Annotated in this window: 14 protein-coding genes; 6 read left to right on the top strand and 8 right to left on the bottom strand. The window is 65.6% G+C overall.

Annotation, left to right across the window (positions count from 1 at the left end; all coding sequences use genetic code 11):
- Nucleotides 1-27 precede the first annotated feature (27 nt).
- The 4 genes from NDI89_RS13340 to pyrB all read right to left on the bottom strand — a co-directional run bounded on the left by NDI89_RS13340 (nt 28) and on the right by pyrB (nt 3,887).
- Nucleotides 28-1,116 (bottom strand): hypothetical protein, encoded by a 1,089-nt coding sequence (locus tag NDI89_RS13340; protein ID WP_277522101.1) that lies wholly within the window; start codon nt 1,114-1,116, stop codon nt 28-30.
- Nucleotides 1,117-1,368: 252 nt separating this feature from the next.
- Complete coding sequence (locus NDI89_RS13335) at nt 1,369-2,214, bottom strand: hypothetical protein (protein WP_277522100.1); 846 nt, start codon at nt 2,212-2,214, stop codon at nt 1,369-1,371.
- Nucleotides 2,215-2,461: 247 nt separating this feature from the next.
- Nucleotides 2,462-2,950, bottom strand: coding sequence for an aspartate carbamoyltransferase regulatory subunit (gene pyrI / locus NDI89_RS13330; RefSeq protein WP_277522099.1), 489 nt, complete (start codon nt 2,948-2,950; stop codon nt 2,462-2,464).
- A complete protein-coding gene (pyrB, locus tag NDI89_RS13325; RefSeq protein ID WP_277522098.1) occupies nt 2,943-3,887 on the bottom strand; it encodes an aspartate carbamoyltransferase in 945 nt (314 codons plus the stop codon). Before pyrB ends, pyrI begins: the two co-directional genes overlap by 8 nt.
- Before the next feature lie 135 nt (nt 3,888-4,022).
- Here pyrB and NDI89_RS13320 point away from each other — a divergent pair, with 135 nt between their 5' ends.
- Complete coding sequence (locus NDI89_RS13320; protein ID WP_277522097.1) at nt 4,023-4,649, top strand: RAD55 family ATPase; 627 nt, start codon at nt 4,023-4,025, stop codon at nt 4,647-4,649.
- 17 nt (nt 4,650-4,666) lie between these two features.
- Here the strand turns inward: NDI89_RS13320 and NDI89_RS13315 are convergent, their stop codons facing one another.
- Together NDI89_RS13315 and NDI89_RS13310 are read right to left on the bottom strand one after the other, a co-directional pair.
- Nucleotides 4,667-5,656, bottom strand: coding sequence for a DUF7972 family membrane protein (locus NDI89_RS13315; protein WP_277522096.1), 990 nt, complete (start codon nt 5,654-5,656; stop codon nt 4,667-4,669).
- 100 nt (nt 5,657-5,756) lie between these two features.
- The gene (locus tag NDI89_RS13310) at nt 5,757-6,725 is read right to left on the bottom strand and encodes an FKBP-type peptidyl-prolyl cis-trans isomerase (protein WP_277522095.1); all 969 of its coding nucleotides are present in this window, start codon (nt 6,723-6,725) and stop codon (nt 5,757-5,759) included.
- A gap of 88 nt (nt 6,726-6,813) precedes the next feature.
- Here NDI89_RS13310 and cyaB point away from each other — a divergent pair, with 88 nt between their 5' ends.
- Nucleotides 6,814-7,371, top strand: a complete 558-nt coding sequence (cyaB, locus tag NDI89_RS13305) for a class IV adenylate cyclase (RefSeq protein ID WP_277522094.1) — start codon at nt 6,814-6,816, stop codon at nt 7,369-7,371.
- Nucleotides 7,372-7,451: 80 nt separating this feature from the next.
- Entirely contained in the window at nt 7,452-8,657 is a 1,206-nt protein-coding gene (locus NDI89_RS13300; protein ID WP_277522093.1) for a methionine adenosyltransferase, read from the top strand.
- A gap of 16 nt (nt 8,658-8,673) precedes the next feature.
- Here the strand turns inward: NDI89_RS13300 and NDI89_RS13295 are convergent, their stop codons facing one another.
- Nucleotides 8,674-10,578: a serine hydrolase domain-containing protein gene (locus NDI89_RS13295; RefSeq protein WP_277522092.1), complete on the bottom strand. Its 1,905-nt coding sequence runs from the start codon at nt 10,576-10,578 to the stop codon at nt 8,674-8,676.
- Between the two features lie 235 nt (nt 10,579-10,813).
- On the opposite strand from NDI89_RS13295, the gene NDI89_RS13290 reads away from it, so the two are divergent.
- The 3 genes from NDI89_RS13290 (at nt 10,814) to NDI89_RS13280 (ending at nt 14,222) form a co-directional block, all read left to right on the top strand.
- Nucleotides 10,814-12,067 carry an MFS transporter gene (locus NDI89_RS13290; RefSeq protein ID WP_277522091.1) on the top strand — a complete coding sequence of 418 codons (1,254 nt, stop codon included), beginning with the start codon at nt 10,814-10,816 and terminating at the stop codon, nt 12,065-12,067.
- A gap of 72 nt (nt 12,068-12,139) precedes the next feature.
- The gene (locus tag NDI89_RS13285; protein ID WP_277522090.1) at nt 12,140-13,318 is read left to right on the top strand and encodes a tRNA sulfurtransferase; all 1,179 of its coding nucleotides are present in this window, start codon (nt 12,140-12,142) and stop codon (nt 13,316-13,318) included.
- Nucleotides 13,319-13,610: 292 nt separating this feature from the next.
- Nucleotides 13,611-14,222, top strand: a complete 612-nt coding sequence (locus tag NDI89_RS13280; RefSeq protein WP_277522089.1) for a DUF5804 family protein — start codon at nt 13,611-13,613, stop codon at nt 14,220-14,222.
- Between the two features lie 72 nt (nt 14,223-14,294).
- Here the strand turns inward: NDI89_RS13280 and NDI89_RS13275 are convergent, their stop codons facing one another.
- Complete coding sequence (locus NDI89_RS13275; RefSeq protein ID WP_277522088.1) at nt 14,295-14,981, bottom strand: hypothetical protein; 687 nt, start codon at nt 14,979-14,981, stop codon at nt 14,295-14,297.
- Between the last annotated feature and the right edge of the window lie 143 nt (nt 14,982-15,124).

Below are 15,124 nucleotides of genomic sequence, written 5' to 3'. Positions count from 1 at the left end.
GCGCGTGTTCCGGTAGGGACGACCGGGTTACTCCTCCTCGGACTCGTGGTCCTCCTCGCCGGCGTCCTCCGAGGAGACGTTCATCTCGCCGGTCTCACTCCCTCTCTCCGTCTCACCGCGGTCGCGTCCCCCATCGTCGGTCAGGTCCGTTTCGGGGCCGCGCGGCGACGACCGTTCGCGCTGGTGTTGCTGCTCCCGCTGCCCTCGCTCCTGCCGGTCGGTATCGGTTCGCTGTGAATACTGGTCCCGCAACCGACCCTGATCGGTCCGCATCGCCGACTGCTGGCGTTGAGTCGGCTGTCCGTGTTCTCGGCCGCGCCGTCCCTGCTCGTGCGGTCCCCCGTGCTGGCCGTATCCCTCCTGCCGTGATTCGGTCTGCGGCTGTGACTCCCGTCGCGGATGCTCTTGCTGGTAGCCCTGCTCGAACTGACCCGGCGAACCCGATCGCTCGGATCCCGACTGTCGCCGGGTGCCGGAGGCACCGGCCGATTCGCCGGCGTACTCCTGTGGCGTGACCCACTCGCCGGTTTGTGACGGGTAGCTGGGCTGCTGAGAGTGCGACTGGGGCTGTCCGCGCGACCGGCCGCTCGCTTCCTGCTGCCCGCCCATCTGCGGCTGGGTTCCCATCTGCTGGCCGCCCGCATCCTGGGGTCGCATCTGCTGGCCCTCCATTCGGCCGCTCGTTCCCCGCTGGCTCGGTCCCCGTTGCTGGCCCTGTCCGTGCATCCCTCTCCCGCCACCCATCCGGCCGCCCATCCCCTCCATTCGCCCGCCCATCTGTTGCATCCCCTCCATTTGCGGCCGTGCGGCGGCCCGCATACCCCGTTCCATCGCCTGCTCCATCTCCGGCATGATCGCCTCCATGCCTTGCAGATAGCTCTCCATCATCGACTCGGTAAACTGCGGCGCGGGAGCGCTCTCGAACATCGACTTCGTCATCTCGAGGCTCTGCTTCTGGACGCTTTCCTGCCACTTGAGCGCGCTCAGCGTCATGCGAGCCATGTCGCGCTGGAGCTCGATCAGCTGCTCCATCGTCCGTTGCCCCTGATGCATCGTCGATTCGGCCATCTGCTCCGTGTCCATGCCCGTCGACTGCTGTGTCTGGTGATCTCTCATAGGTCTCACCTGAGGATCCGCGGCCGCCGTCGATCCTCGGTCACGATTGCGGGCAATCGAGACGCAAATAAAGGCAGTCGTCGGTTCCAATCGGACCGGTGGCTCAATCACTCGTAACCGGCCCGTCGCGGTCGTGCTCGGGGGACGGCGAGTACTCTCTCGCGCTGGGATAATTCGATGAAAGTCACGCTGAACGGTTCCCTAATCACATCTTAGGAGCGACGAAACAGACGCGTCGCGGTAGAGCCGTCGTCAGGTATCGGCGTCGGTACCCGGTTCGCCGTGCGTTACTCCCTCTCGTTCGTCGGCCCGCATCCGGCGCAGCGCTGCACGCCCTTTGCTCGCCTCGTATCCGAAGAAGACGCCGTCGGCGTACTCCTGAGCGACCTCCGTCGCGTGAATCAGATTGTCGACGTCGACGTTCACCCCGTACAATTCGACATTAAACGGCGTCTCGAGCGCGCTCTCGAACCCTTTCGCGATCGTCTCGAGCCAGTACGTCGTGCCGTAGGCGGTGTCGTACAGCGGGACGACGAACTCGTCGACGTGTTCCTCGACGGCCTCGAGGTCGATGCCGGCGCGCTCGTAGAGGTGGCCGGGGTAGGGGTCCGGGTACAGCGTCATGTAGACCGTTCCCGGGATCCGCTCGGTCGCCGCGTCGACGAACTCGGTGATAACGCTGGCCCGCCACTCCATGCGGTCCTCGTACTCGCTCTCTTCGAACGCCTGTTCGCAGACGCCACAGCGACAGTACTCCGCGCGCGGGAAGCCGATATCGTCGAGGCGAACGTCCTCGTTTTCGGCGACGCAGTCGTCGATGATCTCGAACAGTCCCTGTCGGTAGTCCTCCCGAGAGGGGCAGATGTACGCCCAGTCGAAGTAGGACCGTTCCCGGTCGGCCGGCCGTCCCATATCGTCCACGGGAACCAGCGACGGATCGGCGTCGGCGGCCGCGTTGTCGCCGAAACAGGAGACCATGTTCACTCCGTCGGCGATCGGTTCGGCGGACCGGCCGGTCACGTCTTTGACTTCGTAGAAGCCGCGGTCGAACTCCGGCCACCGTACTTCTTCGGCGTTCCGAGTGACGACGCCGTACATACGAGAGGGTACGACGCCGTCACCGTAAGCCGTTCGGAATCGGGTGCTATTCTTCGGTCGGTTCGTAGTCGACTTCGACGTCCGACGAGCCGCCGACGGCGGCCTTGTAGAGGACGGCGATGACGAACAGGGCGAGCACGATTTTGACGGTACGTGACATGTACGTGTAGAGAATCGGCCGGGAATCACTTAGCTATTCTGGATGGTCGTCCGTCAGTGAAAGAAGCGCCCCTGTCGGTCGTCGCCCTCAGGTGTCGATCAGATCAGCGATCTCGTCGCGGACGATCGTCTCGCAGTACGAACAGCGAACGCCGTCCTCGAGGACCGAGAACCGCGACGTGACCGGCTCGTCGCCGGTCGTGATACAGCCGGCGTTGGGACAGGAGAGCACGCCCTCGACGACGTCGGGGCGTTCGACGCGGTGCTTCTCGACGACGTCGTAGTCCCGGACGATGTTGATCGTGGCGTCCGGCGCGATCAGCGAGAGGACGTCGACCTCGTCCTGACTCAGTTCGCGCCCTTCGACCTTCACGATATCCTTCCGGGCGAGCCGATCGGACGGGACGTTCATCCCGACCGAGACCTCCTCGCCGTTGCTCCCGTCGATGCCCAAGATGGCGAGGACGTTCAGCGCCTGCCCGCCGTGGACGTGATCGATGACGGTCCCGTCGCGGATCTTGCTCACCCGCAGCTCGTGGTCGTCGTCGCCGTCGTGGTGATCGTGATCGTCACTCATCGCTTCCACCTCCGAGCCCTCTGTCGTCGCTCAAGAGGAGATCCAGCAGCGCCATCCGGACCGGAACGCCGTTGTGCGCCTGCTCGAAGTACGCCGCGTGGTCCGTCTCGTCGATCTCGGGCGCGATCTCGTCGACCCGCGGTAGCGGATGCATCACGGTCAGGTCGTCGCTCGCTGCCTCGAGCGTCGCGGCGTCGATCTGGTACTCGCCGGCGACCTTCTGGTACTCGTTCTCGTCGGGGAACCGCTCGCGCTGGATCCGCGTGACGTAGAGCACGTCCAGCGAGGGGAGCACGTCCTCGAGGGAGTCGTGTTCTTTGATTCCCGTGCCGTCCTGTCGCTGGTGGAGGTCGTAGACGACCTCGCGGGGCAACTGCAGGCTCTCCGGGCTGATGAAGTGCTGGCGCGTGTCGAAGTTCGTCAGGGCGTAGGCCAGCGAGTGGACGGTCCGACCGTACTTCAGATCGCCCATGATCCCGATGGTCAGGTCGTCCAGGCCGGCGTTCTCCCGGATCGTGTAGAGGTCGAGCATCGTCTGCGTCGGATGGTGACCCGCGCCGTCTCCCGCGTTCACCAGCGGCACGTCGACGAACTCGCTCGCCATCGTCGCCGCGCCCTGTTTCGGATGGCGCAGGACGAGCGCGTCGGTGTAGCCTTCGATGACCCGAACCGTGTCGGCGAGCGTCTCGCCTTTGGTCACGCTCGAGGACTCGACCGATCCCATGTCGACGACGTCGCCGCCGAGGCGTTTCATGGCGGTTTCGAAGCTCATCTTCGTCCGCGTGCTCGGCTCGAAGAAGAGCAGCCCGAGCAGCGTCCCCGCGTGACGGTCGGCGACGGTCGACGGATCGGCGTCGATCTCGGCCGCGTAGTCGAGGACGGTCTCGATGTCTCCCCGAGAGAGTTGTTTGCTCGTGATGAGGTGATCGTGGCGCATTCGTTCGTGTAGGCTGTGGCGTGCCCCTTGAATCTCTCCATTCGACTCGCGAACGGGAGTCGCATCCCTTCGATTCAGGAGACAGTGTACCAAGGCAAAGAGTTATACACGCACTGTAGTAATTGGTTAACCTGTATGGTCGGTCGGCTGGACACTGGAATCGACGTACTCGACCGAAAGCTCGACGGTGGACTCCCGCCGGGATGCATCGTCGCGTACACCGCCGAGCCGGCTAGCCAGTCCGAACTCTTGCTCTACGAACTCACGGCCGCCCGCGGCACGCTCTACCTGACGACCGAGCGCTCCGACGACGCCGTTCGTCACGCGATCGAGGCCTCGCCGTCGTCCGTCGGAAGCCCGACGGTCAGACACGTTACCAGCGACACGCCCCTCGAGGAGGCGACCCGGCTCATCGGCGCCCTCCCGGACGGCGCCAACCTCATCATCGACACGATGGACGTCCTCGAGCGGTGCGACACCGACGAGTACGTCACCTTTCTCAACGACCTCAAAGCCAAGATGCTCGAGACGGGGAGCATCGCCGTCCTCCACTGCCTGAAGGGGGACGCGGTTCCGGCGAACCGATCCCGGACCTACCACGCCGCCGACGCCGTCTTCGATCTCCGGACCGAGATCGCCGGGACGGAACTCGAGAACCACCTGACGATCCCCAAGTTCCGGGGCGGCAGTCAGCCGACCGACGCGATCAAGCTCGAGCTCACGGAGGAAGTGGCGATCGACACGAGCCGCGACATCGCGTGATCGGCACCCACCCACGTTCAGTCCTCCTGTTCCGGCGTCGTAAACGGCGTGATCGCGGCGGTCCGCTCGGTGACCGTCATCAACCGTAGGATGTACGAAAAGAGCAACGAGAGCGGGAGCGTTCCGACCGTGACGACGATCGGAAAGAGGACGACGCGGACCGATTGACCGAATCGAGTCGGGTCTGAGACACTCAAGACGAACAGTGTGGCGATCACGACGCCGACGGCGGGGAGCCCCGCGTAGAACAGGTACCTAGAGAGCCGCGAGAGTTCGACCTGCAAGTACACCGATTTGAAATACTGCCGGGCGATATCGAGTTCGCGCAACCGGTCGAGGATGTCGTCGATCGCTGCGTTGGTCTCCTCGGTCAGCGACGCGTCGTGGGCCTGGCGAACTTCCTCGAGGCGGCGGATTTCGTAGGCGAAATTGGTGCCGAGCATCGTCGAGAGCGTGTTGAAAATACCGGTGTCGGACTCCTGAATGAGTTCGTCGATCCGATCGAACTCGTCGGTGAGTTCGGCGACGATGTCCTCGACCTCGTCGTAGACCTCCGCCGGCAGCGTCCCCGCGGCGGTGCCGCCGAGCCGCTGGGCGTCTTGGCGCGCGCTTTCGACGACGAGCCGGAGGAAGCCGGACGGTTCGGCCGGCGCAGCCCGGTTCGTGACCGCTTCGACATCGCGGCGGAACTCGACGGTCGCCTCGATCTCCGACTGGAGTTCCCCCGGTGACTGTAACTCCCGCGAGAGCAGGAGCTGATTGATCGAGGCGACGACGGTGATTAGCGTCAGGTTTCCCGAAATCAGGGCGCTAAATGCGTAAAACAGCGGCTGTGGATCTGTGAGCGGTGCGACGTTGGCCATCGTCAGTGCCAGAAAGAAAGTCCCGAACGCGGCCGCGACGGCGGCTGCGATTGCGAACCGATTGCCCTCCAGAAAGAGCCATCGTTCACCCGCTCCGGTCGTTATTCGCGACCGCTCGGCGATACCGCTCGACGAATCATCCATCGTGGCCGCTCGGCCTACGTTCTCGCGTTCGAAAAAGTCGACCCGCGCAGATTCGTGGTCGTCACCGGTCCGCGAAACGGGCGGTAGTCGACGTTTGGCGTTATTCCTCGGCGCCTTCGAGCTCGTCGACGATCTCGTCGGCGTCGACGTCGGCGTCCTCGAGGGCCTCCTCGATGTCGCCGCCGCCCATACCGCCCATGCCGCCCATCATACCGCCCATGCCCATGCCGCCCATGCCGTCGATGACTTCCTGGACGATGACGCGGTCGACACCGATCTTGTCGATGATGTCCTGACCGATCTGCTGTTTGCCCATCATCCACTGCTGGTTCATGGTCATCTGGGGCGTGGCCTCGAGGTAGAGCGTCTCCTTCTCGACGGTCTCGGTCTCGAATTCGGGCTCGGCGTCCTCGTCGTCATCCTCGTCGGGTTCGACGGGGACCTCTTCCTCGACCTCGTCCGTCTCGATCCAGAGCTCGGGCTCCATGCCGAGGTACATCTCGAACAGGCCGGCGGCCTGCTGTTCGCGGTCGTCGACCTCGTCGGCGATCGTGTACTCGTACTCGACGTCCTCACCGGCCAGCGGGTGGTTGAAGTCGACGCGAGCGCGGCCGCCGATGATCGTGCTGATGTAGCCCTGTTCGCCCTCGATCTGGACGTTCGCACCGGGGTAGCGGTCGTCCTCGTCGATCTTCTCCGCGCTGACGGTCTGGACGTCGTCCGGGTCGTACTCGCCGAAGGCGTCCTCGGCGGGGACGGTCACGGTGCCGGAGTCGCCGGGTTCGGAGCCGACGATCGCGTCCTCGACGGCCTCGAAGATGTGGCCCTCGCCGACGACGATCGTTCGCGGCTTGAACTCCTGACCCTGATCGTCGACGCCCTCTTCCTCGGCGACCTCGGGGTCGGTCGTGTCGACCAGCTGGTCGTCCTCGACGGTGTACGCGGTGTACTCGAGTTCGACGAAGTCGCCGTCCTGCAGCCCCTCGGCTTCCTCGGTGTCTTCGTCGGCTACTTCTTCATCGACGTCATCGGCCTGCTCGTCTAGCTCGGCCTCTTGTTCCTCGGTCATACGTTGTACGTCCGGCCGTCTACATTTAAGTACGACGCTTTGCGCCGAGAGCGACCGATACTTACGACCGCTGTGCGTTCTCTCGGGCATGTACGAGGTCGAAGTGAAGGTGCCCGCCGCTCTCGAGGCCGTCCGCGACCGCCTCGAGGACCGCGGGGCGACGCCGCTGGGGAACGTCGTCCAGGTCGATACGTACTACGACGCGCCCCACCGCGAGTTCGCCGAAACCGACGAGGCTCTGCGGATCCGATCGGAATCTCCCGAAGACGACTCCGACGAAACCCGCGTCACCTACAAGGGGCCGCTCCTCGACGACGAGTCCAAGAGCCGCGAGGAGGTCGAGACCGCCGTGGCGGACCGCGAGAAATTCGCCGCGATCCTCGCGAATCTCGGCTTCGATCCCGCCGCGACCGTCCGAAAGGAACGCGACCGGTTCGCGCTGGAGGGGTACACGATCACGCTCGACTCGGTCGACGACGTCGGCGAGTACGTCGAGGTCGAGACCGAAGTCGAGACAGAGTCCGAACTCGAGGCGGCTCGCGAGGGAGCCTACGACGTGCTCGAGCGACTCGGACTCGATCCCGACGATCAGATTCGGACCTCGTATCTCGGGTTGTTGCTCGAGTCCGAATCGACTGCCAGTTGACAACTACATAACCTGCGAGCATTTTCTGGGCGGTATCTGTTTCCGCAAGTTATACGAACTCGCTCCGTCAAGTCCCGACAATGAGCGAGCGGAACATCCGGATCGAGTCGATCGACCGGCAAGCGGTCGAGGATCAGGAGGTCGAAATCGTCGAACGAAAGGGGATCGGACACCCCGACTCCATCTGTGACGGGATCGCCGAGAGCGTCGCCGGGGCGCTCGCACGCGAGTATCTCGATCGCGTCGGCGAAGTACTTCACTTCAACACCGACGAGACGCAACTCGTCGCCGGCGAGGCCGCGCCCGCGTTCGGCGGCGGCGAGGTCGTCGACCCCATCTACCTGCTGATCGTCGGCCGCGCGACCAAACACTACGAGGGCCGGACCATCCCCGCCGAGACCATCGCGCTGCGGGCCGCGCGGGAGTACCTCGAGACGAATATTCCCCAGCTGACCGTCGGCGAGGACATCGTCGTCGACGTCAAGCTCGGCGAGGGCAGCGGCGATCTGCAGGAGGTCTTCGGAGAAGACGAAGTCAGCGTGCCGATGGCCAACGACACGAGCTTCGGCGTCGGCCACGCGCCGCTGACGGAGACGGAACAGATCGTCCTCGAGACCGAGCGCCGGCTGAATGGGGAGTACGCCGAGGAACACCCCGAACTCGGACCGGACGTGAAGATCATGGGCAAGCGCGAGGGCGACGAGATCGACGTCACCGTCGCGGCGGCGATGGTCGACGAGTACATTGGGAGTCTGGACGAGTACATTGAGGCGGTCGAGTCCGTCCGCGAGTTCGCCGACGGCGTCGCGCGCGAGTACACTGACCGCGCGGTCGACGTCCACGTCAACACGGCCGACGACTACGACGAGGGCTCGATCTATCTCACGGTCACGGGGACCTCCGCCGAACAGGGCGACGACGGTTCCGTCGGGCGAGGCAACCGCGCGAACGGGCTCATCACGCCCAACCGCTCGATGTCGATGGAAGCGACGAGCGGGAAGAACCCGGTCAACCACATCGGGAAGATCTACAACCTGCTGTCGACGGAGATCGCCGAGGGGGTCGTCGGCGAGGTCGACGGGATCCGCGACCTCCGCGTCCGGCTTCTGAGCCAGATCGGCCGGCCGATCGATCGGCCCCACGTCGCCGACGTCCAGGTCGTCACTGACGAGAGCGTCTCGGTCGCGGACGTCGAAGACGACGTCGAGGCGATCGTCGATCGGGAACTCGCGGACGTCACCGAAATCACCCGCAGCGTGATCGCGGGCGAACTGTCGACGTTCTGACCGCCCGAGCCGTCCGCTACGGCCAGAACAGGTTCCAGTAGCGGAACAGCCAGAGCAACACCGCGAGCGCACAGACCACTGCGGTGTAGTGTACGCGGACCGGACGACTCCAGAACCCTTCGAGCCACGCCTGAACGACGTAGCCGACGGCCACGAGCGTCGCGGCGGCACCGGCGATCGGCAACACGAACAGCAGCCCGAATCCGCGGGGCGGTCGCTGGAGCAGCGAGGGTGCGTCGAGAGTCGACACGAGTGCGAAGGCGACGACGACCGCGGCGACGAACCCGAACAGCAATCCGCCGGCGCCCCCAGCAGCCAGCCGCGCCCGTCGCGGCGGTCCCGACCGCGACTGCGGCGACCCGCGATATCGGCGCACGGCCGCGGCGAGGGGCCATCCCAGGCTCCCCGAGAGCGCGACGAGGGACGCGCCGAGCGCGAGCCCGGCCTGGACGGACAGGTCATCGAGCCGCGTGATGGGCACGGCCGCCCACGGCATCCCGTCGCTCGAGAGCGCCGCGATGTCGTCCCCGTCCTCGTGGAAGACGAGCGTCCGCTGGCCGTCGACCCGACGAAAGACGAGCGGTTCGACCTCGACCCAGCGGCTGGTACTCCCGGTGTCCGTGACCAGCGTACCGTCGTCTTCGATTCGCACCTCCACATCGGCGGTGTACGTCGAGAGCAGCAGTTTCCCGTACGTCGTGTGCTCATGGACGGGAAACGGTCGGTAGCTGCCCTCGATCTCGTCGGCCCGTTCCGGCCGTCCCGCCGGCGTCAACGCCGCGTCGGTGGTCGGCACGTATCGATCGAGGAAGGCGTCCTCGAACGACCCCGCCGCCGCGCCCGTCTGACTGCCCTGAAACGAAACGAACAGGCCGAGGTCGAGTTCCGGAACGAGGACGAGCTGGCTCCCGTAGCTTGGCCCCGAGCCGCCGTGATACAGGATCCGTACGTCGTCCCTGATCCGTTCGAAGAACCCGAACGCCATCCCGTCGAGTTCCTCGTGAGGGGAGAACCACTGGCTGTGCATCATTTCGGTCGCCCCTCTGGAGAGGATTCGCCCCGCATCGGTGCGACCGGCCCCGAGATGCGCCAGCATGAACTGCGCCATGTCCGTCCCCGTCGACCACAGTCCGGACGCCGGCGGGACGTTGGAGTGCCAGGGAAGCGCATCGACGAGCGCGTCGCGGTCGTCCCCCTCGAGGTGGTCGGGAACGGGCGCGAACGTGCTTCGGTCCATCTCGAGCGGGGCGAATATCTCCCGCCGGGCGTACTCCTGAAACGACGATCCGTCGACGTCGGCGACGAGCTGTCCGGTCACCGCGGCCGCGTAGTTCGTGTAGCCCATGAGCTCGCCCGGCGGGCGAATCCGTGCCGGTCGGTAGCTGCTGATCGACTTCGCGAGCGGCTGGCGGTGAGCGAGGTCCCCGACCGTATCGTTTCGCGACCGGATTTCGAACCCGGGAGTGTGCGTCGCCAGATGAGCGAGCGTGATCGGGTCGTCGTACGCATCTGGAATCGACACCGACTCGAGGGAGTCGGTCACGTCGCTGCGGGGGTCGATCTCCCCGCGCTCGACGAGTTGCATCGCCGCGGTGAAGGTGACGAGTTTCGAGATCGACCCGGTCTGGACCGGCGTCTCGGTCGCAGTCACGTCCGTTCCGTCGAACACGGTCTCTCCGTATCCCTTCGAGAGCGCGACCGAGCCGTCGTGGACGACGGACACGACGGCACCCGAAGCGTCGGTCTCCGCGAGTTCCGACTCGACCGCGTCGTCCACGAAGGCCTCGAGGTCGTCGTGATCGACCGGATCGGGATCGCTATCCGTCGACTGCGCGCGGCTCGGGACGCTGCCGGCGGCCAATGCAGCGCCGGCACTGGCACTACCCGCGAGAAAACGCCGACGGTTGCAGGGAGAGGGCATTACGTAATGTGATTGAAACGGGACACAAATGTTTTCTGATACACATTAATACGGCAACAGTAAGCAGTCTCGTCGAGTCCCGACGGGCTCGATTCGTTCGACCGACAGTCGTCCGGTGAAACCGTTGCCGATGGCGATTGCACAGTGTGGGGGCCGGCAGCGCGCGACCCCATCGCAAGACCCAAATCGACCCGCGGCTTGCGTGTCGAAACGAAACGGGAGAGAGCGAGCACCAGTGTCACCGCCATCGAGCAGTTCGGATCGCGTCGTCTACGCCGTCGTCGCGAGCACCTTCTTCGTCGGTTTCGGCGGCGGGGTCGTCTTTCCGATCCTGCCGAACCTCGGCGAGGTGCTGGGGATCTCGGCGTTCATGGTCGGCGTCATTCTCTCGGCGAACCGCTGGACGCGACTGGTGGCGAACGGGCCGGCGGGCGTGCTAGTCGACCGAATCGGGACTCGAACGCCGTTCGTCGTCGGGCTGGCGGTCGAGGGGCTGGCGACGTTCGGCTACGTGATCGCGATCAGGTCCGCGACGCCGGAGCTCTGGTTCGTCGTGGCGCGGGTCACCTGGGGGATCGGGAGCGCGCTCGTGTTCGCGACGGCGTACACGATCACCGCCGACGTCAGCGAGGCCAGCTCGCGGGGCACGAGCATGGGCATCGTCCGGGCCGGGATCACGTTCGGCTTCCCCGCGGGCATGGTGCTGGGCGGCATCGTCAGCGAGGTCTACTCCAACGTCTGGGCGTTCGCCCTGGCTGCCTCCTTCGCCGGCCTCGCGAGCGTCATCGCGTTCTTCATCGTTCCCGAGACCCACGTCGAATCGACCGACTCGTCGATCAAACCCTGGGACTTCGAGACGACCCTGCCCGCGCTCACCGTCGGGCTGGTCAACTTCGGGCTCTACTTCGCGTACATCGGCGTCCTCTTCTCGACGCTGGTGCTCTACCTCGAGGTCGAATCGCTGACCCTTTCGGTCGAGCTCGCGGGTTACGGCATCGACTACGGGGAACAGGGCACTTCGGGTCTGTTGATGGCAGTGTCCGCGCTCTCGGGCGCGGTCTTTACCATCTCCGGTGGCAAGATCAGCGACGCCGTCGGCGCTCGGATGCCCGTCCTGATCGCGTTCCTCGCGACGAGCTGTGCCGGCTTCGTCGTGCTCACGCTCGCCCCGTCGTTGGGTGCCGTCGTCCTCGGCTGTATCCTGATCGGCGCTGGACAGGGCGGCGTCGGCGGTCCGTTGACGGCACTGCTCGCGGACCTCACGCCCGAGGATCGGATGGGCAGGGCGATGGGAACCAACAACATCTTCGGCGACGTCGGCGGCGGTCTCGGACCGCTGCTCTCCCTTCCGTTCGCCACCGCCGTCGGCTACGACGTGCTGTACGCCCTCAGCGCGATAATCCCGCTGATCGCCGGTGCCGTTCTCGTCGCCGGGATCTACTCGTACACCGGCAGCCTGAGCCCGACCGTCGAGGAATCGATCGCGTGACCGACGGTGGCCTCCTCGAGAGCGACCCCGACCTCGTAACCCCCTTATAGCCCGAACCGTCTATCACAGTCCATGCACCCCCCGGGAGCCGATACCGTCCTCGTCCGTCACGGGGACCTCAACACCAAGAGCAACACGGTCAAGCGGTACATGGAGGACCGCCTCGCGGAGAACCTCGAGGCCCTCCTCGCGGACCGGTCGATTCCCGGCGAGGTCGAGCGCCGGTGGAACCGGCCGCTCGTTCACACGAGCGCGGACGCCGTCGAGGCCGCGACCGACGCCGCGACGGACACCTTCGGCGTCGTCTCCGCGAGCCCCGCCCTGACCGTTAGCCCGGAAAAGGAACGCATCCTCGAGGTGGTCGAAGAGACCGCTCGCGAACACTACGACGGCGGGACGTTCGCGGTCGACGCCCGTCGGGCGGACAAGAGCCTCCCCTACGATAGCGAAGACCTGGCTCGCGAGGCCGGTACGACCGTCTGGGAGGCCGTCGAGGACGCGTTCGAACCCGAAGTCGACCTCGACGATCCCGATCTCACGTTCGGCGTCGAAGTGCGCGAGGACGTGGCGTTCGTCTACCTCGAGACGGTCGACGGACCGGGCGGGCTCCCGCTCGGATCGCAGGAACCGGTCATCGCCCTGGTCAGCGGCGGGATCGACTCGCCCGTCGCCGCTTACGAGATGATGAAACGCGGCAGCCCGGTCGTCCCCGCCTACGTCGACCTCGGCGACTACGGCGGAATCGACCACGAGGCGCGCGCCATGGAAACGGTCCGGATCCTCTCGGAGTACGCGCCGAACTTCGACATGCAGGTCTACCGGATCCCGGGCGGCGAGACGGTCGATCTCCTCGTTCGGGAGATGGAACAGGGCCGGATGCTCTCCCTGCGACGGTTCTTCTATCGCGCCGCCGAAACGCTGGCCGAGCGCATCGACGCGGACGGGATCGTCACCGGCGAGGCCGCCGGCCAGAAGTCCAGCCAGACGGTCCGGAACCTCGGCGTCACCAGCCGCGCCGCACGGCTTCCGATCCACCGCCCGCTGCTGACCCGGGACAAACAGTACATCGTCGCACAGGCCCGCGAGATCGGCACCTTCACCGACTCGACGATGAACGCGGGCTGCAACCGCGTCACCCCCGATCAGGTCGAAACCAACGCGCGACTGAAACCGCTCCTGCGGGCCGAACCCGACGACCTGCTCGAGCGCGCCGAGGAAGCCGCGAAAAATGCAGAACTGATCGAACCCTGAACCGGCGTCACGAATCTCGGTTTCACCCTCCTCGTAGCTGATGCACTGAACCACCGCTCGGGCGGGACTGAAAGGGGCTGATCCGATCGACGAAGACGGACGACGCAAGCACTACAGAGGTGAGCGAAGCGAACCTCGAAGCGCGCAGCGAGTCCATCGAGTCGATCGGATCAGGGGCTTTCACTACGGTCGCGGTCCCGGATAGATCCGTGTTACGACAACGGTCTGACCCCCCGAGGAACGCATCTAGAAGCCGAAACCGACATTACACCGTCGCTCCGACCACACAGTAGTGACCCGCGTCTGTCTCATCGGCGAGGCCGGGACCAACCTCCAGTACGAGCTGCTCTCCCGCGAAACGGCTCGCGAAGCGCTGGCGACCTACGACCTCGAGCGACCGTTCGAGAACTCGCTCGCCGTCCGGACGGTGAGCATCGGGGCCGCCGTCTCGCTGCTGAACGACCTCAACTGGTATCTCACCCGGTTCGTCGACGAGGTACTCGTCCAGGAGCCGAGCATCAGCGACGACGAGTGGCTCTCGCGGCCGCTGGCCACGGAGCTCCGAAACGGGGCCCTCGAGCCCGCCGAAACCGACGAATTCTGCAAGCTGTACGGGCTCGAGCGAGTGGACCCGGAGCCCGACACCCCTGCCGGAGCCGCCGATTCGACTCCGAGAACGGACGACGGCCCGAGCGGGGAGACCGACTCCGCGGGAGACGGCGAACCGTCGGGGGGCGCGGACGACTCGAGCGACGCCGACCGGCCGGGCGTCGCCGAGCCGACCCATCGGCTCGTCGAACCGCTGTACGTGCGCCGAACCGACGGCTCGCTTCCCGAATACGATCTCCGAGCTGTCGAGGAAACGCTCGTCGTCCGCCTCACCGAATCCGAATACACCCCCTGACGCGGCACCCGTTCGGAGCGCGGTCGCGCGAACACCGCCGATCGAGACGGAGGGACGATCTACGGGTGCCGGCTACTCCTCGCTATCGCTCGCGCTCGCGGATGCGCTGTCGCTCGCGATTCCGATCCCGTGGCTCTGTCCGTTTCTGTCGACGATGCTCGCGGAGACCGCCGTTAGCCGCTCGGAGTCGAACGTCGCTCGAACGAGGCGGCCGACGGTCACCTCCTGCGTGATACAGGCCTCGTCGTCGTCCGATTCCTCTCGAACCGCGGCCTCGAGGGCGAGCGCGTCGTCCCCGTCCTCGCCGTCCTCGATACCGATCGATTCGAGGGCCATCCCGTGGCAGGGGTTCGGCGCGCCGGCCTCGAGCGGCACCAGGACCGACGTCTCGAAGTCGGTCGCCTCGACGAATTCGGACAGTTCGTCCGGTGGTTCCTCCCGCTCGTCGAGCCAGTCTTCGGCCCCGGTGCGCTCGAGCAACAGGGACGCATCCGGCGATTCCGACCGGTCCGGGGACTGGAACGCGTGGGTTTCGTGCCCCGCCAGTTTCTCGGGCGGAGTCGATTCTCCATCGGTGTCGTCACCGTCGGTCGATCCCTCGTCACTGTCGCCGTTGCCGCCGCTGTTATCGTCCGAATCGCCGTTTCCGTTGCCGTTACCGTTCGATTCGTCGCCGGTGTCGTCGGAGAGACAGCCAGCCGAGAGCGCGAGTATGGACCCGGCTCCGCACAGCACCGTCCGTCTGGAGGGACGTGTCATCCTGATTCGCGATACGATGGGATGATTAAAGTGTATTCTGGAAGGTAAAAGAGTCATTTTCGCTAGGGAGATTCGGAACTGATCCTCCGCCTGCAGCGGGTGAAGCGGCCGAAGGCGACCGATAGAACGACGAAACCGGAGGT

The sequence above is a fragment of the Natrinema salsiterrestre genome (genome assembly GCF_029502005.1).
In the GTDB taxonomy this organism is placed as follows: domain Archaea; phylum Halobacteriota; class Halobacteria; order Halobacteriales; family Natrialbaceae; genus Natrinema; species Natrinema salsiterrestre.
This window is presented reverse-complemented; position numbering and strand designations above follow the sequence as displayed.

Coding starts and splice junctions, on each gene's coding strand:
- NDI89_RS13315 (WP_277522096.1), bottom strand. CDS start 5,656: ATGGATGATTCGTCGAGCGGTATCGCCGAGCGGTCGCGAATAACGACC.
- NDI89_RS13275 (WP_277522088.1), bottom strand. CDS start 14,981: ATGACACGTCCCTCCAGACGGACGGTGCTGTGCGGAGCCGGGTCCATA.
- NDI89_RS13295 (WP_277522092.1), bottom strand. CDS start 10,578: ATGCCCTCTCCCTGCAACCGTCGGCGTTTTCTCGCGGGTAGTGCCAGT.
- cyaB (WP_277522094.1), top strand. CDS start 6,814: ATGTACGAGGTCGAAGTGAAGGTGCCCGCCGCTCTCGAGGCCGTCCGC.
- NDI89_RS13320 (WP_277522097.1), top strand. CDS start 4,023: ATGGTCGGTCGGCTGGACACTGGAATCGACGTACTCGACCGAAAGCTC.
- pyrB (WP_277522098.1), bottom strand. CDS start 3,887: ATGCGCCACGATCACCTCATCACGAGCAAACAACTCTCTCGGGGAGAC.
- NDI89_RS13285 (WP_277522090.1), top strand. CDS start 12,140: ATGCACCCCCCGGGAGCCGATACCGTCCTCGTCCGTCACGGGGACCTC.
- pyrI (WP_277522099.1), bottom strand. CDS start 2,950: ATGAGTGACGATCACGATCACCACGACGGCGACGACGACCACGAGCTG.
- NDI89_RS13310 (WP_277522095.1), bottom strand. CDS start 6,725: ATGACCGAGGAACAAGAGGCCGAGCTAGACGAGCAGGCCGATGACGTC.
- NDI89_RS13335 (WP_277522100.1), bottom strand. CDS start 2,214: ATGTACGGCGTCGTCACTCGGAACGCCGAAGAAGTACGGTGGCCGGAG.
- NDI89_RS13300 (WP_277522093.1), top strand. CDS start 7,452: ATGAGCGAGCGGAACATCCGGATCGAGTCGATCGACCGGCAAGCGGTC.
- NDI89_RS13340 (WP_277522101.1), bottom strand. CDS start 1,116: ATGAGAGATCACCAGACACAGCAGTCGACGGGCATGGACACGGAGCAG.